Origin of the sequence: Citrobacter sp. Cpo032, assembly GCF_030332975.1 — a bacterium.
Lineage (GTDB): Bacteria > Pseudomonadota > Gammaproteobacteria > Enterobacterales > Enterobacteriaceae > Citrobacter > Citrobacter portucalensis.
In genome coordinates this window covers 277,294-298,989 of the sequence record NZ_JAOWGU010000047.1, presented here as the reverse complement: position 1 = coordinate 298,989, position 21,696 = coordinate 277,294, and the positions used below count along the sequence as shown (strand labels likewise).

Here is a 21,696-nt window from a genome sequence, read left to right as displayed (position 1 = left end):
TGAATCGCCACGGGTTTAACAGACACCTCGGAGTCATTTAAGATGACTTAAAGAGAGGTGCCCATGAGCGGTAAACGTTATCCCGAAGAGTTTAAAATTGAAGCAGTCAAACAGGTTATTGATCGCGGTCATTCTGTTTCCAGCGTTGCAACACGTCTCGATATCACCACCCACAGCCTTTACGCCTGGATAAAGAAGTACGGTCCGGACTCATCCACTAATAAAGAACAGTCAGATGCTCAGGCCGAGATCCGCCGACTCCAGAAGGAGTTGAAGCGGGTTACTGACGAACGGGACATATTAAAAAAAGCCGCGGCGTACTTCGCAAAGCTGTCCGACTGAGGTACGCCTTTATTCGTGACAACTCCCGTTGCTGGCCTGTTCGTCTGCTCTGCAGGGTGCTGGATGTTCATCCCAGTGGCTTTTACGCCTGGTTTAAGCAACCGTATTCTCAGCGCCACCAGGTAGATCTGAGACTGACGGGACAGATCAAACAGTTCTGGCTGGAGTCCGGTTGCGTTTATGGTTATCGCAAGATCCATCTGGACTTGCGGGATAGCGGTCAACAGTGCGGAGTGAACAGAGTCTGGCGACTGATGAATCGTGCCGGGATAAAGGCTCAGGTCGGGTACCGGAGCCCGTGGGCACGCAAAGGCGAGGCCAGTATCGTATCGCCCAACAGGCTCCAGCGACAGTTCAATCCGGATGCTCCGGATAAGCGTTGGGTAACGGACATAACCTACATCAGGACCCACGAAGGCTGGCTGTATCTTGCTGTGGTTGTTGATCTGTTCTCACGCAAAATTATCGGCTGGTCAATGCAATCCCGGATGACAAAGGACATTGTCCTGAACGCACTGCTGATGGCTGTATGGCGGCGTAATCCCCAAAAACAGGTGCTGGTTCATTCGGACCAGGGCAGTCAGTACACAAGCCATGAGTGGCAGTCGTTCCTGAAATCACACGGCCTGGAGGGGAGCATGAGCCGTCGCGGTAACTGTCACGATAATGCGGTTGCAGAAAGCTTTTTCCAGTTGCTGAAACGCGAACGGATAAAGAAAAAGATCTACGGAACGCGGGAAGAAGCCCGCAGCGATATTTTTGATTACATCGAAATGTTTTATAACAGTAAGCGTCGGCATGGTTCGAGCAATCAGATGTCACCGACAGAATATGAAAACCAGTATTATCAACGGCTCGGAAGTGTCTAGATTATCCGTGGCGATTCAGACCGCTATCACCAGTCAGTTTCTTAGATTTTGGAAAGTCTCCTTTAGCTATGAGTCGGTACAACGTCGCGGACGAGATCCCGGTCAGGTTAAGAACTTCTTTTTTACGGAGAATACGGTTGGTGTTCATGCTTGTGCTCCTTTGAGCTGTTTCAGGAGCTGAGCTATTTACAAGCATGAAAAATCTCAAGGATTTGCTTCGGATTGAGCTCCAGACGTCAATCTTTGGCTTTCTTTCGAAATTAGTACGTCATGGGACGACATAAATCATCCCAATAATGACCATTAAATCACGCCACACCCACTGAGGCTCAACGGTTAAATAACAATCAAAAAAAATATAGAACTGGCGATTATTATGCTGAGAAAAAATAGCGCTCTTTGGAGTGGAAAAACAGAAAATCACATGTAATGAACAGGAATTGAATTTAATAACGACTGAAAGGGTCATCGAATGTAGCCGAAATGATTGCCTTGATAAAATTTGGCAGGGTAAAAATGCTGGAAAGTTGCATGAGAAATTGTGATGGCAGGCTCATAAGAACTACAGGCAAGGAATTACCCGTAGCACTTAAGTTTCCCCGCTAACTGCTGCATCAACGGGGAACTGTTTATTTAATCAACTTAAAGGTGTTGTTAGCAATAACTACCTACCATTATAAGACCATGAAAGGTTATGCATATCGAGCAAATCACTCGCCGACAAATCTGTGCTGCTGTACCTGACGATAACATGGTTGCGATGATTATTAAAATCACCTTATAAATCAATGGCTTGCTGGTGTAGTTGTTTTGCTGTAACACACTGTGAACAGGCCTGACTTCCACAAGGAATGTATGTGCACCTCTGTAGTATCATTGCTAACTGGCCGGCCCCTCCAATCCCCCAAGCAACTTGTTTGTAGTTTTCATGATCCTCCATACTGATACGAACGTGTCGGGCTCCTTCCTTATTGAGCTTTCTTATCCGCGACTGATTATCCGCCATAATGGCATCGATTGTGCGTTGCGATAAACCAATCTGTTGCCCCATAGTTTCAAACCACGGCGTTAACTTTATTGTGGATGCAGAAGTTTCACGTTTAATCGTTTTCATTTTACTCCTCCGCCAACAGTTGGATGTTGGCCCTGAAATCAATATTAGTTTCTAGGTAAGCTAATTTTTTGCTATCAATTAGCGTCACAGCGCGGAAAATAAACCTTTCTTAATACGTTGGTTCATTGTGGTTACAGTTCCTTATGTCATACGATGAATCTCGTTTTTACAGTGATTACGGTGGGTGTTCATACCAGTGCTCCTTATAAGCTGTTTTTGGAAGGCAATATTTACAACCACCAAAAAACGCAAGGATTCGCCCAACGATGCCTTCGCTGAGCAGGTTAAGGGCATCTTTCAAGTGGATGTCATTCGAGAGCACCGATTTCTGTCTCCAGAATGGTCATATAAAGACGTAATGTTCACTGAGGCTCAATGATGACATTTCGTACAAATAACTGTCACGGAGGTGACGATGATTGGTAACCAAAGCAACAAGGCTGACGCCAGATGCCACCGGGAACGGAAAAGCAGTAACGAGGTCTTTGAATTTCTGGAGAAGAAGCTTTATCTGGGACGGGATACTCGGCAAAAACTGGCACTGATTGCCAGGAAACTAACGGGAGCGGGTTTTAGCCCGGATAAATTCGACGCAGAGAAAGCGGCGGATGTGCTGAGCGCATGTGTGAATCACATGTTTAACGATCTATTCAGTGAAGGAAAGCATAACGGGATTTATGGGCTGGAGGAGCCACCCATGATAGTTCCGGCCAGATCCCCTAAGGCACTGGAAATCTACACTGTTTACCAGCTCGTTAAAGGTCGTTTTGACAAGCTTTATACGGGAGAGTCAGATCGTGAGAAATGTGCATCGGTGGCAGCAAAACTTAACGAATGCGGGCCGGGGAAACCGTCATTTAATCAATTCTCTAACAGTGAACAATGGACGCGAGAGGATGTTGCGTGGATGCTTCAGCCTGAAAATATCAATGCACTGATTAATGTCCAGAATCAAAAGTACGCGCGGCTGAGTGCTGAAGATAAAACTGCAATCGCTACTGACAGTAGTCTCAACAGCTAAAAACACCTGATGCGTTTGCTGGCACTGATTTTCATGCTCTCGCCACGACAGTCATAGCGCGTCGTCGTGGATATGTCGCTGTGACCTGCCAACTGGCGTACGGTGTTGATATCCACGCCCTGCTCCAGCAAACGGGTGATGAAGGTACGCCGCATATCATGCGGGGTAAACCGCGCTATGCCTGATGCTTGCTGTAACTGTTCCAGGATACCCGTTAACCCGGTTGTTGTCAGAGGCTGGCTGGCGACCTTACCGTTGCGCTGGATACGGTTGAACAGTGCGCTGTCAGCTTCATCTGCGCCAACTTTCAGCCATGCGCGGATGGCCTTGTCCACCGCATCCGCCACGTGAATTTCACGGTATTTACGCCCCTTCCCTTGCCTGACCGTCAGAATGCCGTTGTAATAGTCCCGGCGCTCAAGTTTGACCAGTTCTCCGGCACGCAGGCCCGTTCCACAAAGTGTCAGCACAATAGCGACATCACGGTAGCGCCGTACCGGTTGCGGATGCTGTTTTGCGGCATGAATCAGCGCGCGAATTTCCTGCCTGTCCAGCGCCCTTCCCTTGCGCTGGATATCGCCGCTCACGCGCTTAACTGACCGGATACGGGCCAGCGTTTCGGCATCCATGCAGTTGAGGTTAAAGGCCGTCTGCGCCACGCCCCGCAGTGATGATAACGCCATGTTCACCGACGACACGGCGTAACCGTCATCCAGCAGTGCCGTACGTACTTTAGCGACGGCGGCGTAGTTGAGTTGTTCCCACGGATAGTCTTCTGCATCCACACCGCGTTTAAGTATGCTGGCGCTGCGGTTTAACAGGCTGGTGATGCCCCGCCGTCCCGATGGTGCAAGACCACTGATATACGCATCAAACACGGTGGTTTGTACCACCGGCACAACCTGACGTAACGCAGCCCTGCTCATGCGCCTAACCCGTAATAACGTACATTAAACCAGGTAACTTTCAGAATCACACCAGCCCCCGTTCAGCCATCGACACCGTTTCAGTTCCCGCCACGATAAAGTGATCAAGTAACCGCACATCCAACATTTCCAGCAGCTCCTGAAGCTTTTTAGTCAACTTGATATCGCAGCGGCTGGGTTCAGGCTCTCCGCTGGGGTGGTTGTGGACCAGGATGGCTGCGGCAGCGTTATGTTTCAGCACATGTTTGATAACTTCGCGGGGGTGAACGCTGACCGAGTTTAATGTGCCCCTGAACAGGATTTCGCGGTGCAGCAGCTGATTCTGATTATCGAGCAGGATGATGCCAAACTCTTCATGTTCGAGCGGTGCCAGCTCAACCATTACGCACCGTCGCACATCATCAGGGGAGCAGAGTTGAACCCCACGCTGATAGTACCGGCTGATGATGTCACGCGCCTGGTCAAGGATACGGGTTTCACGCTGGGTAAACATGGTCATATCAGAATTCCCGTTCAATGAAGTAAATGGCGTCGGGGAACAGCTGGCGGCGGGTTACGCCAGTACGCAGGGAGAAAGCTTTGCGAGGCATGGTGGTTCGCCCGTTGCTGTCGAAGAAACAGAGAGTTTCCTCATCCATTTTGACCATAAGGGACCAGTGAAACTGGTCGCTGAGCATAATCAGGCGGGAGTGGTCAGTGACGTCAAGAAACCGCTGCATTTCCCTGAACAGCCGCCCATCTGTTAACCCCCGTTTCCCGGCGAAGGGCTTAGTGATTTCAACCGGGAACTGGCGGCTGTAATACCCTTTCTGCAATACCTGAGCTATCAGCCAGTCTAAACGGTCTTCTTCAATCCCTTCAGTCAGCCATTCATGCAAGGGCCAACGCTGCTGATAAGCCTGAATAAGCCGGTTCATTAACGGGCGTCGTTTCACCCTGCCGTCAAACAGCCAGCTCAGCATGTTAACCATGCAATAAGCACCGCAAAGACAGTCCAGTTCGCCCTGTTGAGACGCACGTATACCTCTGTCAGTTCTCACAGATAATTCCCCATAAAGTAGTGATAGTTAGTGCAGAGGAATTAGCTTTCCCACAGGACGGTAATGGTGTAGACGTTCATGGCGTGATACTGAATAAAGTTGGATTGCCAGAGTTTAAACAGCTCCCTTCCGGCGTTAACAGGCAGGTCACCAACATAAGCAAGAAAGACATACTGCTGACTCCAGCTGATATCAATGTCCTTTTCCAGTTCGGGGTATACCGTCCCCATATAACTGAAATCGGTAATATAATCGAAATACCATTCATCATTGCGTGAAATAAGCCGTATTTCGACGGGATGGTAACCGCCCTTTTCAGCGCCGTAACTCATGTCTTTAAATAATAGACTGACGGCTGTAATTTTGGTTTTATGCGGCGGTGGATTTACCGCTTCATTTAATATGATATTTATTAATTCCTGATCGACGGGCATAGCTAGCCCTTCCTGATGGATAATATTCATCGTTTTTATTCCGGAAAATATGCATTTGAATTGATGATACAACCCAATAATTGACCATTGCCATACTGACTGCTTAAACGATAGACGCCCTCCCATCAGGATGGGATAATAAAATGAAATGCTAAGTTGGCAATTAGTTTGTATTAGCTACTGGACAATATGACACTATCCAGCAATGTTATTTTATCAGGGCTATGCTTTTAATGCAAATAGTTTCACCCAGGAACTAATTTGGTTGTTATTTTATAAACTCATCTAAAAACATAATTAAGCTTTTCCTCTTAGTGTTATCTAGCTTATTCCAGACTTGCTCGAGACGTTGTTTTAATTCAACGTCAAGCCCAGTGGCATAGTTAATCGGGATATCAGAAACATTTAAATCCTCCATACAATCAATAAAGAACCAGCTGATTGGAGTTTTTAAAGCAACGGCAATTTTGACTAAATGAGCAATATTGATCTTATTCGTTCCGCGTTCATAGCGGGAAAGTTGTTGTTGAGAGATATCGATAGTCTCTGCAAGCTCGGCAGCAGTAAGCCCAGCTTCTTTACGTCTAGTCTGAATACGCTGCCCTACCAGCTTATCAGCTGAATCTGCCATCAGTTTAACCATCATTTTATCTCCAGAACATCCATAAGAGGAATTCTGGGGCTTTTTTACTCTTGCATGAACATCAGTAATGGACATAAAATTAACCACCATATCATTTATAGACATAAACGACTGCAACCGGTCAACTAAGCTGGATTGGAAGCCCACTCAGTTGAGCAGCAGAGCAAAGGTGGGCAAAAAGGAGAACATTGTGGCAACCACCATTACTGAGATAACGGATTGCTTTGAGTACTTTTTCAACTCTCTTTACCGGCGAGAATTTGTCAAAACACTGCGTCTGAACGAATGTAGCGAGCGGGAATTATTGCCTCTGGTACGTTGCTATTTGTTGGGTTGGTTTGCAGATAATGTCTCACCGGAAGTAAAAAGCAAGCTGCCAAGAACTGTATCCGGGCACGGTTACATTGATTTTGTCATTGATGATGTAGCCGTTGAGTTTGCAGTACGTAAACCAACTGCGGCATGTTCGAATGTCTCCGCAACTGTAAATAGCACTGAAGTTAAGAAGTTAATGAAGCACGATGGCAAAGCCTTGCTTGTGCTGTTGGACTTTTCTTACTCGCCCTATTCAGAAGAACAGATTGAATCCTCCCGCAACTGGCCCTCTCTCGGTCAAAGGAATCACCGTAAATCAGCTTTCAATGTGGTCTATTTCTTTGTGGAAAAACGCAGACCGCTGGCATTTGGGAAAATCACCAAAAACATCCGTATCACTTAACAAGGATTTAAATAATGAACAGAAAACTGCTGGCTTTATTGATGGCAGCCATAACACTTCCGGCTGCGGCAGCGCAGTACGTAAAACCCGGAGCGGTTCTAACCCTGCATCCGGGGCAGAATAACGCTGAATTCAACATTAATGCTTCAACGGGGGATGGTTCGGGCGTATGCAATATGGAGGGTACAGCACAACAAATAGCTGCCGGAGAAAACCAGAAACATCGCTGGGTCTGGAATGACAATACCAGCCAATGTGTTGCAGTAATTAGTGAACTGCATAACGGTAATGCCAGCATTATGACTCGTGGTTGCGAGGGATACTGCGGGGCTTCTGCAGCAGGCGCAATGGATGGTCTATTTAATAAGAAGTAAAAGTATCATTAATTTACGAAGGAACTACAGATGAAAAGAGCAATACTTCTGGTATTAATATCCATGGGTTTGCTGGCTGGCTGTGGCGAGAAAACGCCAAAATGTAGTAGTGATGACGCTAAAAATCTGGTCGTGGATATTGCCAGAAAGACAATCGAGAAAGGAATGACACTGGATAAGGATGTGCGGATTACAGTAGAAAATGTCAGAACAATAAGCCATGAATCAGGGCTTGATGTTTATCAGTGCGCGGCTGATTTAACATTTACAAAACCAGACTTGCAAAATTCCCTACCAGTCATCTACCGGATTCAGAAAACTGACGATGGCAAAGGGCAATTTTATATAAATGTATCTGGTTTATAATAACCTTAGTTAATATTAGAATTCCTTTTGGGTAAAGTAATTGATGTTTATCCCAAAAGGAATCCTCACGAATAAGATAATCACATTTACCATTGTAGCTATTATCGCATTTAGTTGATTAGTTACACTAAATACAACTACCCCAGAAAAAGATGTTCCTGCTGATGTGCCATTCATTATCAAATCTAATCGGCCAGGAACGTGTAGAGTCAGCACAATCGCAACTGCTGTAGATACTAAACGAAATTTAGCCGATGTAACGTGCATATACAATTATAGTCGATATTGTCGTTATTATTCAGACTAGGAAGATGTCACACCAGGGATGCCCCGCAATTGTTCGAGGAAGAGGGATTAGTGTACCTAGTGTCAGAAGCGTGGAGGACAGCATTGTAATTCGCCCATCATCGACGTTCACCTCATCGAAAACCACCGCACGCATATTTTCATCCAAGTCAATCGAGCCTCGGCCAAACGCTTTATGATGAATCGCGCACAGCGCCAGCCCCTTGGGTACTTCGTAAGGGCACGATAATGTCCTGCAGCTGCTGTTCCGCCGTACCTGTAACAACTCGGTAAGAAACTCATCGTTCTGCATCTCTTAGGCAGTAATGAAAATGCCTGCGACAGCTGTCCGGCAAACACGACCGTTTACAGGATCACCATCATGCAGACCTGTGCTCGCTCTTGTCGGCCGGTGGCTTGGATTGCCCAGAAATGAATAACAGATGTGTACTGACAGATTATGTCAGTCGCAGTTGGTATGTTGCCTAGATTCAGATTCATACTGAGGGATAGCCAAGTGGCGAAAGGCTCCTGGAATGCCGCACTATTTGCAGGGATCATAACGATTCATGCTTCGTCGTGTTTTCTCGTTCTCTCTTTTGGATATTCCTATGATAACATCGTAAAAACAGGTAATTATACCAGAAGTCAGCATTCTTTAGAATGCATGAAAGATCTCCAAATAAGGAGTTTAACTGACCCATTTAGGAATCTAATAAATTGTTATACGTGATTCCAGTGCGTGCTAATGCCAGCTCAATACAACGAACCATCAATCGCGAGGATGGGTTGAATGGAGTGGTCAGTTTTACCTTCACTCCATGCCCCCGCGAGCTGACTTAGGGGGAGAATATTGAGAATTCAATGTAGTGGAAACTCAAAGCGCCAGTTCTGGTGTACAGGCTGGCAAAAAACAAAATGACTGGATCAATACGGATATGACTAATAACACGCAGAAAAAAAACAACGAGACGAACGAAATCATCATCGACTTGTTCGCCCCCAATCTTCCGGGCAGTACCAATGAAGGCGACTTAATCCAGAAAGCGTTGCTTACTCAGTTGGTTGAAAGCATTCGAAGCTCGATTACTCTCCCTAAATCCAACAATCCATCAGGGCTTGCCCGATTTATTGATGAATCAGGCCGTAATGTGTTCTTTGTGGATGGTACTCGCGGTGCAGGTAAAACAACTTTTATCAATAGCGTGGTCAAATCACTGAACAGTGGCACAGATGATGCCAACATTAGCATCAAGTGTCTGCCGACCATCGACCCTACCAAGCTGCCGCGTCATGAACCCATTCTGGTCACGGTGACCGCCCGTCTGAACAAAATGGTATCCGACGAGTTAAGAGGAGATTGGTCGTCGAATAACCATAAAAAACGAAAGGAAGAATGGCAGAGTCACCTTGAACAGCTCAAGCGCGGTCTTCATCTGCTGACTGACAAGGAATACAAGCCGGAATATTTCAGTGACGCTTTGAAGCTGGATGCCCAGCTTGATTACTCCATCGGTGGCCAGAATTTATCGCAAATCTTTGATCAATTGGTTGAACGTGCGTGTGAAATTCTCGGCTGTAAGGCCATTTTGATCTCGTTTGATGATATCGATACGCAGTTTGATACGGGTTGGGATGTACTTGAATCTATTCGAAAATTCTTTAACAGCCAGAAATTGGTGGTAGTGGCGACCGGGGATTTGCGTCTTTATTCCCAGTTGATTCGCGGTAAGCAATACGAAAATTACAGCAAAACTTTGCTCGATCAGGAAAAAGAGAGCGCCCGCTTAGCCGAACGGGGCTATATGGTGGAACACCTTGAACAGCAATATTTGTTAAAACTGTTTCCAGTACAGAAGCGTATGCAGTTGAAAACCATGTTGCAACTGGTGGGAGAGAAAGGACGAGATCAAAGCTCTGAAAAGATTAAGGTTTTATACAGTAAAACCACAGATGGAATAAAGATCAATACTGTTAGGAGTGCTTTGGAGAATATTGTTTCGAATGGTTTGAACATACGGGTTGGCTCCGATCTTGATATGTATGTTGATGAGCTTTTGAAGCAACCGGTTAGGTTGTTAATGCAGGTGATGCAGGATTATTACTCCCGTTTGCATGTATCTGGTATATCTGAAAGTGTTTTGCTGAGGGATTCGTTATATGGAGCAATGCTTAGTAGTATTTATAGGGTGGGTTTGAATTATGAGCAGCATCGGTTTGGTATGGATTCTTTGTGTGATGATATATTTAGCTACTCACGTCAGGATCAAGAGGTTAATACCGGATTTTATCTTCGACCTCAATCAAGTTCTGAAGCTCTCAGGAATTGCTCTGTTTATTTATCCTCTCAAGTAAGTGCTTTGTGTGGAGGAAGTCTTTCACGAATACTTCAACTTATGCTGGTTGGATGTGGCAGTGTCAGTCTCTTTGATCATGTGAAGAAGCGACTTGGAGGAGATGTAGAGAAAACTCGACCAAGTATAGATGTAGAGTTTAAGTCATATATGTCAATTGGTCGTCGTGAAAGTGTTACCAATTGGGCGAATAGAAGTTGTGCCGTTATCTCTGATGATGGGTTGCCATCCCAATCAGCAGGTGTATATCTTGGAATGATACAAGTAAATAAGAAAAATCGTGGTGAGAAAGGGGTATACAAAGCATTAAATATAAATTCAGAAAATGGATTGGCGAAGCTTGCTGTTGCAGCCTCTCTAAGCTCCTCATTGACGCCAGTCCCATCGGATTTTCTGTCTGTTTTCAACCTAATTGGCGCCATTGCTGATCTAGCGGATATTGATACGAATAACCTAGTGGAAGATGACGCTAGCTCAGAAATAAATATGGGCGAGCAGGTATTTAATAAGGCTTTACTGAAGGTTTTGGCGAAACCCACTTGTGTTGCGCCTATATGGTCTAAACATATGGATAAAGGCACAGTCGAAGAGGTGGAAGATCAGGACATTGTTAGTGAAAAGGAAATTAGTGAAGCAATGACGGCGCTTATTGTTTGGAATCGTCTTGTTCGTCAAGAGTCACCAAAAATAAAACCTTCCTCTATATTGATTGGTAAGATATGGACCCGGTTATTTTTTAATTTGTCCTCTATATCTGAAAAGCATAAAGCGTTACTTGGTGGTGATGAAGATGCGCACCAAGGAAAATATGCAAAATATACCAATGCTGCAAAAATTATGCGATTTAATATATTGGCATTCCTTCACGCGGTACTGGTTGAAGAAGATGCTTATCATCGGATTGACGAGAACTCATTGTCTAGTATTTCTGTTAAGTTTAAGCAAAATCCTGTTACATCCGTTGGTCAATTCGTCACCAAACTGGATTCAATAGAGGATTTAGGCGGGTTGATAAAAACCCATCCGATTTTTTATCTCATTATAAAGTGCCCGTTAATACATCCATTTCTTTTTCCTTTTGGTGGAATTAATTCGGCCGATACGCAACTCCTCCAGCAAGAAAAATCCTTTCTTAATTGTTTGGATACGATTATTGGTGGAGAATTCAGTAAGAATGTGGATTTCGATAATATGGAAAAAAATGATCCCTCGTTTTCAGGTCTGGGAATTAGAAACTTGCATGTCACCAGTATTGCTGCTGCTCCATATGATTCAAAATTGGCAAAGAAAGATAAAACATATTCGTCAGATAATGGCCAAGATTAATCTGTTTAAGGATCGGATATGGAACGCTTTCTTCTTAACTCAACAGTACTGTTGGATCGGCTAAGTAACGTATCATTGGATGAAGTATCACTTGATGACAGGGTGGAATCATCCGTGTTCCTTGCTCAATACGAACAAACGCGTAGTTTGCCTGATCATGTAGCCAAATCGGCTTGGTCATCCCTGGAACAGCAACTCAAACAGCGAAATATGAAACTTGGTCCGGTAGCGGCCTTACGCCTGATCGCTGAAAAATTTGTTAAAAACGAGAAAGATGGCCCCAGAACCGATCTTGCTTTATTCTCGGAATGGCAAACTCTGATGAGCCGTGTGTCGTGCCTGCCGGTTATGGCGTGTCATCAGGTCATTAATCCTGGATCTGCCAGTCAGGAATATTGTTTTCACTGGCCTTTGTACCCTTATCACCCGACTGTTGAGGACTACATTACCCGTGAACGCCTGCACGAAACTCACCAGCATCTGAATGGTAGTACCAGTGCGGAAGAGTGCTGGCTGGATGCACTCAGGCACCCAGAAGTGGCCGTCAGAGATTTCGATAAGGGATGGGTCTCGCAAGAGATGAAACAACTCTGTGGCCAGATTGATTCCTCACTGACGCCCAAAACCTTCCAGGATCGTTTGCAGGTTGCCAACAATATTCGCGAAATCCTTTGTCGGGTAGCTCAGGGCATGGAGTTGCCAGAGTGGATGACATCATTGCAGCACCCACAGCAGTTGGCGAACAGCACAATTCTGCATCAGGGTATGGAGCATGAGTTTGCGACGATTTGGCCAACGGACCGCAAATATAGTCAGGAATCTGAATTTTGCTGGCTAACCGGGGTATTGGAAAAATGGCGGTATGGTGCGCCCGAAGGATTGGAACGACTGCTTTGGATTTACCTGCTGATTCAGAACCAGTATTTGACGCTGCTAGTTCAGAGAGACGATTTTTTCGGTTTTGATCAGTTCCAGAAATACACCATGACGGAGCTGAGAGAAGAAACCGAGAAATCTTATTTGTCTCGTTTCAAACATGCACATGGCGCCGGTATATATTCTCAGGTGCGTTATCTGGAAGGACGCTTTGCTCCGAAGAGCGACCCCAGCAAAATGCAAAAACTGCTCTTCAGCGTTTTGCGTGGGTACTGGGAATACCTCAAATGTCATATGTCCATAAATTGGGAGCATTCCCAGCCACTGAATATTACTCAGGTGCTCGATAATCTTGAGCAGGTTAAGCCTGGCAGTATATGTGCCGAGCTGGCACTAGTGCCGCACTTTATCAAGAAAAAGCCCAAAAAAGATGAAGTCTATCCCTACGCGTTTCTGTTCAAGGATTTGAAGAATCAGGCTGCTATTCTGATGGACATCCTGAATCATGAACCACGTTTGACAAAATGGATTAGAGGAGTAGATGCCGCAGCTAATGAGATGCACGCTCCACCGGAGTTGTTTGGCCCTTTGTTCCGGGTACTAGCCAAATCCGGTATTGCTCATTTTACCTATCATGTTGGCGAGGACTTTCCGCATCTGATTAGTGGTATTCGATCAATTGATGATGCTTTGAGATTTTTGCCTTTGCGGAATGGCGACCGTCTTGGTCACTGCACGGCGATTGGCATCACACCTGGCATCTGGAAACGCTCTTTGCCATTGTCTTTGTCCATGAACAAAGAAACGAGATTGCTCGATTTGGTGTTTATCTGGAGAGAACTTCGAAGTCATCCGGAACTGCTGCGTTACGCTAGTGATGCAGCGATTGAGGCGGTTCATTTGGCACATGAGGTTTTTTCGCTAGAAGAAGAAATCTCGATTACCACCCTTGATCAGGTGTTTGAGTTGAGGGGGGTGTTGGCAGAATCGGAAGGCCTACTGGGTGAATTGGATGGGCCGTTGAAAACCAAATCCCTCTGGTTGGAAGAGTTTGAGCATGCTAGAGAGTTGGCTAAAACTGCAGGAATGAAAAGACCACTAAAGTTGTATAAGCAATGGCTTACATCTGACAATGTGCGAAAGCAGCGTGCAGAATATGTTGAAGTTGCCCTAGAATATTTGCCGGATGAAGCAGTTGTTGCATTACAACAAGCTGTGATGGCAAAAATGGCAGGCCGAAACATAGCGATTGAGTGCCCTCCGACCAGCAATACCCGTATCAGCCAGTATCGAGATGTCAGCGAACATCATATCTTTCGCTGGATGGGCTTGCCGAATGAGGTGATTGAAGGTGATGTCCCTATGTCTATTTGTCTAGGATCTGATGATCCTGGGATCTTCGCAGCGGATTTGAAATCCGAGTTCTATCACCTGTTCGTTGTGTTAACCCGAAAGTTCAGTTTGTCGCCAGCAGAGGCTTTGAGAAAGGTTGCGGAAGTGAACGAGAATGGACGAATTTTTCGCTTTCACGATGCCAAGTAGCGCTCGTACATTGGGGTTTGATGACATAGCACTTTGCTGGCTATCAAGCAAGCCAACTCCAAAATGAGTACAAGAATGAGTATTTTTAAGACATAGCTTTTGATAAATAATAAATATCAATAAGATACGATTAAAATCACAGTTCAACATCTAAATAAAATCTGCTGTCTCATGAGGTTCCAACGAATCTCATGAAAATGACAAAACCTATAAAATCCACGCAATTGCGTGGATTTTTCATTTCATAATGTCTCAACTTATTGAACAGGCCCCGTCGTGAGGAAAGAATTTGTCTACGAGCGTGGGGTCAGTCCAACCAGCAGGATTGCCAGGCAAACCACTGGTTGCCTGGCAAAAAGGTCAGGAGACGATTATCAGAAGTTCCATTTCGCGCCGATCATTGCCGCACTGTCATTATAGCCTTTATCACCCACCTGCACGCCGACATTGCCCCACAGGTTGAAACGTGGGCTGACCTGCCCTTCGACACCCACTTTCACCTCACCCAGGTTTTTCGTTCCGGCCTGGCTGACGTTAACGCCGTCCATCCGGGTGCTGAAATCACGGGTATTGTGCAGCCAATTAACTTCGGCAAACGGCTGGAACTCACGCGCTTTACCGTTATCGAGCTGGCTGTGGCCTTTGATCCAGGTTTTCACACCAAGACGCGTTTGCACATTACCGTCACCGCTGCTGGTGATGCGGGTGCCGTTGCTTTCACGGTGATCGTCGGCTTTCACGCCCATCCACACGGCCTGTGCCTGCGGCTGGATATACCATTCGTTGGTCGAACCTTCACGCGTCTGGTATTCCCCCATTTTCCAGGTGTAGCCGGTTTCCACCGAGGCGTTCACCCCTTTCGATTTATAGGATTCGCCCTGCAGACCTTCACCCTTCACGCTGTTGTTAAACCAGTTGTACTGTGCCCAGGTATCGACATACAGCCCGCTGTGCGTCTCGTCGTTGGCATACCAGGTTGAGTAAACCCCGGCGGAATAGCCGTTCACAGACCCTTTCGAACCATACTGCGTACGTGACGTGTGGGTATTGCTGTGGTCGTTGCCGTAACCGGCCATCAGACCAAGATGCCAGCGGTCAAGACCACTCTGGCTCCACTGCGCCACATCACCGCCCAGTTGAACGGCGTAACGGTTGCTCTGCGTTTTGAGCTGCCCGCTGCCATCACGCCAGTTGTTGTGGCCGCCCACGTGACGCATCCACATGCTGGTGACTTTTTGCTCGCCGGTTAACGCGTCGATGAACTGTGTTTCACCCAGGCGATCGTGCAGACGGGTCACAAACAGGGTGTTAGCCGCCGCCAGGTTTGCGGTGTAGCTGCCGCCTTCCGGACGCAGATCCGGCGTTTCTTTATCACCCGGATCCGTGCCCGGGTCCGTTTTGCTGCTGTTCAGATACCAGTTACTGCTGTTTTCACCGGTACCGCGGTTCAGGGTGTAGTCATACGCCCCGGCAACAATACGGCCTTTCTGGGTGAAATCACCGTCGGACGCCCCCTCAACGGTAATAACTTCAATACCGTTGATGGTCGCCGCCCCTTTGCCCCCGGCGTTTGTCACCGTGACATACGTGTTGCCGGAGGTATCGCCTTCCACCACCAGCTTATCGGTGACGGATTTATCGTCGCCGAGTGCGGTGTTAAGCGAAAGCAGCCCGTCGTTACCCGCATAGTTACCCTTAATCACCAGCTGGTTTCCGGCCTGCTTCCCGGAAACCCCGGTAGCCATCGTGCCGCTGTTAGTGACGTTTCCACCCACCGTAAAGGTGTGAGTGCCTGTGCTTTCAGCGGTGCCAACCTGAAGCAGACCGGCGTTGTCGATATCACCCGTCACGCCGCCGAACCCGGATAATTTCCCCTGATCTGCGATAGTGACCTGCGTGCTGCTCAGCACCAGTGAAGCGCTCTCGCTGCCCAGTTGCAGTCCGCCCTGCTCAATGTGTGTGCTACCGGTCCACGCGGCATTGTCGCCCACGGTGATGGTGCCGCTGCCGAGTTTGGTGACACTGCCTGCGCCGGTAATGCTGTTGTTCAGGTCCCAGCTACTGGCGCTGTTGAGCACCAGGGAACCGGCGTTTTTCACCGCCGCATCGCCCAGATGTTCAGCCACGGACGCGGTAAGCTGCGATCCACCATCAATGTCAAAGGTTCCGGTAAACTCGCTGTTGTTACCGGCCAGCACCACATCGCTGTCGGTCAGTTCGACACTGCCGTTATCGCTGATGGCGTTGTACAGCACGCCTGCGGCATTACTTAACGCCAGCGTACCGGCCGCCACGATGTCACCAGTACCGAGGCCCAGCGTAGAGTTCAGCAACGCCGTGGCCCCTTCGGCAATCGTGGTTTTCGCGGTCATAGTGCTGTTTTCACCCGTGACAGTCAGCGTTCCTCCGTTCAGGTTGAGCGCGCCGCTACCTGTTAAGGTGCCGTTCGCCTCACCGCCATCCGCAATCGTCAGGCTGCCACCATGGATATTCAGCAAAGAATCGACAGCGGCCGTCAGTTTACCGACCGTCTGGCTGTAGCCGTTCATATCAAAACCAGTGTCAGATGCCAGACGCAGTTCGCTGGTCTGCCCCAGCACGTCGTTGTTATTCATCAGCAGGTTGCCGCTACGCACATCGGTGATGCCGGTGTAGTCGTTATCCATATTGGAAAGTGACACGGTCTGGCCTTTGGCGCTGTCGAATGCCAGGTCGCCGGTGCCAGTGACGCGGGCGCTGAGGTCAGCGGCATTACCTGTTTTATCGTTGGCATCCAGCACCAGCGCGTTACTGCCGGACGCTAGCAGTTCAACCTGCGTCAGCCCGTAGCTGATATACAACCCGTCGTCGTTTTCTCCACCGGTCAGGCGGTAGTCATAAGTGCCTTTGGCCACCACTTCATCATTCTGCTCGATGTCGGCCACCACGCCATCGCTGATGACGTTGCCGTCTTTGTCGGTTAACGTCAGGTTGCCCGCGCCACCCTGCACAGCGGAGTCAGAGATGGCCAGTTTGATCAACTCCTGTGCGTCGTCCTGCTCAAGCAGGGAGAGCGTCGTATCCGCCTGTGGACGATCATTGCTGACGCTGCCGGTATCCACCTGAACGGTCCCGCGACCACTCAGATCCATTTTACCCGCATGGATCGTACCATCCGCTTGCGTTTTGCCCGGCGTAACACCGTCGAAACTCACCGTGCCCCCGTTAAACGCCAGCCCGCCGATATTCTGTTCGCCCTTGCCGACATGCGTGAGGCTGCCTTCACCCGCGCTCAGCGTCGCTTTAGCCAGGGCCTGAGTATTTAACCCGGCCAGTTCAAAGGTGCTGTTTTGCAGCGCAAGCGTGCCCTGGAAACCGTCTGCGGCATTGTTGGCGGTAAAATCAAACGCCTTGCCGGACGCATCCACAGACACGGTCCCGGTTCCCGAGAGGTGGCTGTTGAACGCCATATCGCCGGTCGCGTTCAGTTGCAGCGTACTGTTCGTATCAATGCTGTAACCCGTATTCGCTGCATCATCTTTTGCGTCACCCAGGACGAAGTCGACGTTATTGACGCTAAACACGGAGTTGCTGGTCAGATCGATATGCTCCATGCCGGTAATGGCGTCGGCACTGTTCAGAGTGTACTGTGCGTTCTGCAACCGGAGCGTGTCTTCACCTTCTCCACCATTCAGGCTGGTGAAGAGCGAGGTTTCCGTCGCCTTGATGTCTTTCAGCAAGAAGAGATCGCTGCCGTTACCGGTGGTGATATCGGTTGCCATACTGCCGGACTCCAGCGTGACGGTGTTATCGCCACTCAGTAAATTTACCATCCCGGTGATGCTGGCTTCCGCGGCATTGGTAAAGGCAATGCCCTTCCCTTTAACGATTTCCAGCGCTTTTTGCGAAGCATCCAGCGCGCGGATCACCCCTTTATTAAGGAAGCTTTCCAGAGAGCCGTTATCTGCATCGACCACCGCATGCGAAGTGGAAACTGACGTCAGCTCGCCCGACTGTTCAATATTTTTCGTGGTCCCGCCGACAACCAGCGCCTCTGCGCCATCGCTGTCCAGCACGTTGACGCTGGCACCTGTTTTCAGGTCTGCGGAGGAATTGGTGACGATCCCTTTACCACCCGCCTGCTGGACGTTGATGACCAGATCGCGCGAGTCGGACATAACCAGGGTCTGATCGGTTTGCGAACCGTCCATACTTTCAAACAGGATGCCGGTTCCACTACCGGTAACGTTGATGGTGCCGGAGTTGGTCTGCGCCATGGAAGCCCCGGTATGTACCCCAATGCCGTTGCCGACGGTAATGTGGGTCTCTTTGAGCTGAATACCGACAAGGTTAGCCTGGTTTTCAATGGCGTTACCGCTGCCGCCCGCGGCCATCGTGATGGTTGCGCCATCAACGACCAGCCCTTTCGCCCCGCTTGCCAACAGAATGGCGTGCGCCGTGCCGTCAGCGGTAGTTTGCCCTTCACCGGTCAGGTTAAGCGTTGCGTCGCTCTCGACCAGATACGCCGCGGTGCCATCGGTGGCAGAAACGGTCGCGCTATTGTTCACCACGGAATCTGCGCCCTGAATATTGACCGCCACGCCATTCACCTGAATATCGCCGTCGTTGTTCAGCGTACCGCCGGAAATCAGCACTCCGGTACTGTCCGACTGATCAAAATCAATAGTGCCTTTATGGTTCAGCGTACCACCATTACGAGCGATATAGCCGAAAGCGCCGTCAGCGGTGTTGGCCGTTTCAAGGGTGGCATAGCTGGTTAATACCGACTCACCTTTTTTGGCTTCAACGACTTCACCATCCAGGCCATAGTAGTTTCCGTCAACAATGCCCGCCGTTGTGCCCTTACCGGCGACTTTAACAATATCGGCATCCGCCGTGATTGTCCCCGTAGCACCGCCTTCAATACGAACGCCAGTTGAGCCTTCACCCATAATGCTTAACGCCAGCTTGCCGGAGTTAAAACTGCTACCTGCATCCGTCGTAAGGATAATGGTGGAGTTATCACCCGTTGCATTCATTTGTGACTTATTGGTACTAGAACCATCAAACGCAGCGCCGCCATCGACGCGATAAAGTGTCGAATCTGTCGTCGAAACCGTTTGATTACTCGTGGCATTATCGATAATTGACGATCCGGCACCGTAGATGTAATACCCCGTCTGGTGACTCCCTTCATTGAAGGTCACCGTTCCGTCATCCACCAGGGTGATGGTGCCTTTATCACGCGCCTGAACACCGATGGCATAATCGCCATTGAGATTGACGTCGCCTGATACCACGGCGAGGGCATCCTCACCACTCGCCCGGATACCGTAGTTCGCGTAATGCGTCCCCTCATCTACACCGGAGTTGACGTTAATGACACCCGCGTGCGTGATTTTTCCTCCGGCTTCCACATCAATACCGATACTGTTTTGCCCGTTTTGATTGATTACGCCGTTGTTCACGACCCGGTTTTCACCGGTACCTGATTTTACGTTGATCCCCACGTTCGCAATCGAGGATTCGCCGGGCAGATCGCCGTTGATCTCTATCGTGCCATTTTGATTTAACGTCGCGGTATTTTTAACAACGATGGCTGTTGCGTTCGTTGTCTGAGAACCAATTACAATTTTTGAGGCCCTATCGCCGTTATACGTCGCACTGCCTGATAACAGAACACCGATGGAGTCTCCCGAAATACGAAGGTCGTTAGTCGCATCCGTCCCCTCACGTTGAGCCTCCCGGCCGATGTACAACATGCCGTTATGGTTAAATGTTGATTGCTGGCCGGCCTCAACACCTGTTGTGACCGGTGTGCCAGTGGTATTCGTCTGCGCGGTTGATGCGACATTTATCGTGCCGTCATTTGTCAGCACCGCAGACGAAGAGAGTAGGACACCTTTATTACTGTATTGAGAAGAGCTCGTTGCCAGGTTAATCACGCCAGTGGCATTGTTATTAACAGTGGATGTGCCGTTTGCCAGGATAGCCGTGTGCTGGCCTGCTGCGACTAATGCTGCGCTCGAACCCAATTTTTCAGCCATGTCAGGGTTAGTCCCTGCATCAACAACCCCGTTGTTCTCAAATACAGAACCACTGTGAACGGCGACGACATAGGCCCCACGAAGCGTATTGTTATTCGACCCTAGTGTGCCCTCATTGATTAAGGTTGCACCATTTTCCAGGTTAACCAGCGATGCATCAGACCAAAAAAGTTGCAGATTAGCGTCTTTATCAATGTTAATAACGGCATCTTTGCCGGTTCCGTGGATGTAGGAGACGGTATCACGATTAACCGTTCCTCTAACTGCATCATCAGACGCAATCCCATCCTCATTCGCATAAATAGGGATAGACCCGGTAGTTCGCGCCAAATTCAGTTCAGCGTTGTACTCTGCACTGGTCATTGAGAGCTCACCTTTTTCAATCGCTGCGATTAACGCAGCGTTGTAAGCTTTAAACTCCTCCACATTTGTCACATTTTGTGGCCCAAGTTTGCTGGTGAACTCACCTGTAAATTCGTCAATCACTGGGTACGCAATAGCCGTGCCACCACTGTGATTGTTGTAATCATTACCTAACTGGGCTATTGTTTTAGAATGGTAATTAAGCTCTGCTTTGTCACCAGACTCACTGGAAACATTAAAAACTGATGCTTTATTTATGCTACTCGTATTTGAACTTTTGAAAACAGCGCTAAATAAGTTTTCCCTATCATTAATCCAGTTGGCATCCTGACTTCCAACATTGACATCAAGAGTGGCTCCACTATTAACGTTGTATAGATTACGATCTATATACTGGCCGTTAGCACCCACGGCATTTGAAATCGTAACATTAAAGTCGGCGAGAGAGTTAATGACCATCGCATCATTATCGTAGACCGCTATTGATGTCGTATTCCCGGTAACTGGATCTATAAAGTCAATTACTTTGCTTTGCGAGCCGATATTAAATATGTTGTTATTCTTAACATACTCACTATTAGTACCTAGAAGACCTTTATCATAAGCCTCACCCAGAGTCATATTGGTGTAACCACTATTACCATACGAAACATTCGAAAAGCTACCTGACAATGTATTATCCCGTCCACTCACTGTTATCTCTATGGCATCTTGTGGGGTCATGGAGTCTACTACATAATCTGTTGCCTGTGATTTCGCTGGAAAAAGTGCAAGCATTAATAAAGCGACAGGTGCCATTCGAAAAACATATGCATTCTGGAATTCTGCGCTGTATTGTTCTTCCGTAATAAGCGAAGAACTGCTTGATTGTACGTTTCCACGTGCCAGTTCGGAAACAACAACGGCACACGAGCGGGCTACGCTCCAGATAACCTTAAATACTTTGTTCATCATCTCACTCGCTTTTAACAGCCCATTTTCTTTCGCGATTACTTCACAGGTGAATTTGGACCAAAATTATCAGTGCCTGATTTTTAGCTCAGGCGTTTCGTGAGTGATTTTACTTGCCGCCCCTCT

At 48.0% G+C, this 21,696-nt stretch carries 15 protein-coding genes and 1 pseudogene; 7 read left to right on the top strand and 9 right to left on the bottom strand.

The window, feature by feature from the left end; translation table 11 throughout:
- The first annotated feature begins 63 nt into the window (after nucleotides 1-63).
- Nucleotides 64-1,211, top strand: a protein-coding gene (locus tag OGY33_RS17930) for an IS3 family transposase (RefSeq protein WP_191238548.1) whose coding sequence is annotated in 2 segments (ribosomal slippage) — nucleotides 64-301 and nucleotides 301-1,211 — 1,149 coding nt in all. Because the reading frame shifts where the segments join, the coding sequence is not laid out codon by codon here.
- A 1-nt stretch (nucleotide 1,212) separates the two neighbouring features.
- Here the strand turns inward: OGY33_RS17930 and OGY33_RS17925 are convergent.
- Nucleotides 1,213-1,359, bottom strand: coding sequence for a helix-turn-helix transcriptional regulator (locus tag OGY33_RS17925; RefSeq protein WP_191238433.1), 147 nt, complete (start codon nucleotides 1,357-1,359; stop codon nucleotides 1,213-1,215).
- A gap of 630 nt (nucleotides 1,360-1,989) precedes the next feature.
- Nucleotides 1,990-2,325: a hypothetical protein gene (locus OGY33_RS17920; protein ID WP_191238432.1), complete on the bottom strand. Its 336-nt coding sequence runs from the start codon at nucleotides 2,323-2,325 to the stop codon at nucleotides 1,990-1,992.
- A gap of 415 nt (nucleotides 2,326-2,740) precedes the next feature.
- On the opposite strand from OGY33_RS17920, the gene OGY33_RS17915 reads away from it, so the two are divergent.
- The gene (locus tag OGY33_RS17915) at nucleotides 2,741-3,346 is read left to right on the top strand and encodes a hypothetical protein (protein ID WP_191238431.1); all 606 of its coding nucleotides are present in this window, start codon (nucleotides 2,741-2,743) and stop codon (nucleotides 3,344-3,346) included.
- Here the strand turns inward: OGY33_RS17915 and OGY33_RS17910 are convergent.
- The 5 genes from OGY33_RS17910 to OGY33_RS17890 all read right to left on the bottom strand — a co-directional run bounded on the left by OGY33_RS17910 (nucleotide 3,343) and on the right by OGY33_RS17890 (nucleotide 6,389).
- On the bottom strand, nucleotides 3,343-4,272 hold the full coding sequence (locus tag OGY33_RS17910) for a tyrosine-type recombinase/integrase (protein ID WP_191238430.1): 930 nt from the start codon (nucleotides 4,270-4,272) through the stop codon (nucleotides 3,343-3,345). The two genes, OGY33_RS17915 and OGY33_RS17910, sit on opposite strands and share 4 nt — an antisense overlap.
- Nucleotides 4,273-4,318: 46 nt before the next feature.
- Entirely contained in the window at nucleotides 4,319-4,771 is a 453-nt protein-coding gene (gene radC, locus OGY33_RS17905; protein WP_191238429.1) for a RadC family protein, read from the bottom strand.
- 1 nt (nucleotide 4,772) lies between these two features.
- On the bottom strand, nucleotides 4,773-5,234 hold the full coding sequence (locus tag OGY33_RS17900; protein WP_191239016.1) for a hypothetical protein: 462 nt from the start codon (nucleotides 5,232-5,234) through the stop codon (nucleotides 4,773-4,775).
- 119 nt (nucleotides 5,235-5,353) lie between these two features.
- On the bottom strand, nucleotides 5,354-5,746 hold the full coding sequence (locus tag OGY33_RS17895) for a DUF2787 family protein (protein WP_191239015.1): 393 nt from the start codon (nucleotides 5,744-5,746) through the stop codon (nucleotides 5,354-5,356).
- 268 nt (nucleotides 5,747-6,014) lie between these two features.
- Nucleotides 6,015-6,389, bottom strand: coding sequence for a helix-turn-helix domain-containing protein (locus tag OGY33_RS17890; RefSeq protein WP_089579905.1), 375 nt, complete (start codon nucleotides 6,387-6,389; stop codon nucleotides 6,015-6,017).
- 190 nt (nucleotides 6,390-6,579) lie between these two features.
- On the opposite strand from OGY33_RS17890, the gene OGY33_RS17885 reads away from it, so the two are divergent.
- From OGY33_RS17885 to OGY33_RS17875, 3 genes are read left to right on the top strand one after another with little or no spacing between them, the layout of a single operon-like run.
- Entirely contained in the window at nucleotides 6,580-7,107 is a 528-nt protein-coding gene (locus OGY33_RS17885) for a hypothetical protein (protein ID WP_191238428.1), read from the top strand.
- Nucleotides 7,108-7,121: 14 nt separating this feature from the next.
- Nucleotides 7,122-7,481 (top strand): acyl-CoA dehydrogenase, encoded by a 360-nt coding sequence (locus OGY33_RS17880; protein ID WP_191238427.1) that lies wholly within the window; start codon nucleotides 7,122-7,124, stop codon nucleotides 7,479-7,481.
- Nucleotides 7,482-7,511: 30 nt separating this feature from the next.
- A complete protein-coding gene (locus OGY33_RS17875; RefSeq protein ID WP_191238426.1) occupies nucleotides 7,512-7,847 on the top strand; it encodes a hypothetical protein in 336 nt (111 codons plus the stop codon).
- 412 nt (nucleotides 7,848-8,259) lie between these two features.
- On the opposite strand, the pseudogene OGY33_RS17870 reads toward OGY33_RS17875, so the two are convergent.
- Nucleotides 8,260-8,373 (bottom strand): annotated as a pseudogene (locus OGY33_RS17870) (phosphorothioated DNA-binding restriction endonuclease); the annotation flags it as partial.
- A 697-nt stretch (nucleotides 8,374-9,070) separates the two neighbouring features.
- Here OGY33_RS17870 and OGY33_RS17865 point away from each other — a divergent pair.
- Nucleotides 9,071-11,812, top strand: coding sequence for a P-loop NTPase fold protein (locus tag OGY33_RS17865; protein WP_410739346.1), 2,742 nt, complete (start codon nucleotides 9,071-9,073; stop codon nucleotides 11,810-11,812).
- Nucleotides 11,813-11,830: 18 nt separating this feature from the next.
- A complete protein-coding gene (locus OGY33_RS17860; RefSeq protein WP_191238425.1) occupies nucleotides 11,831-14,230 on the top strand; it encodes an amidohydrolase family protein in 2,400 nt (799 codons plus the stop codon).
- A 374-nt stretch (nucleotides 14,231-14,604) separates the two neighbouring features.
- Here OGY33_RS17860 and OGY33_RS17855 read toward each other — a convergent pair whose 3' ends face one another.
- Complete coding sequence (locus OGY33_RS17855; RefSeq protein WP_191239014.1) at nucleotides 14,605-21,570, bottom strand: autotransporter outer membrane beta-barrel domain-containing protein; 6,966 nt, start codon at nucleotides 21,568-21,570, stop codon at nucleotides 14,605-14,607.
- Nucleotides 21,571-21,696: the final 126 nt, after the last annotated feature.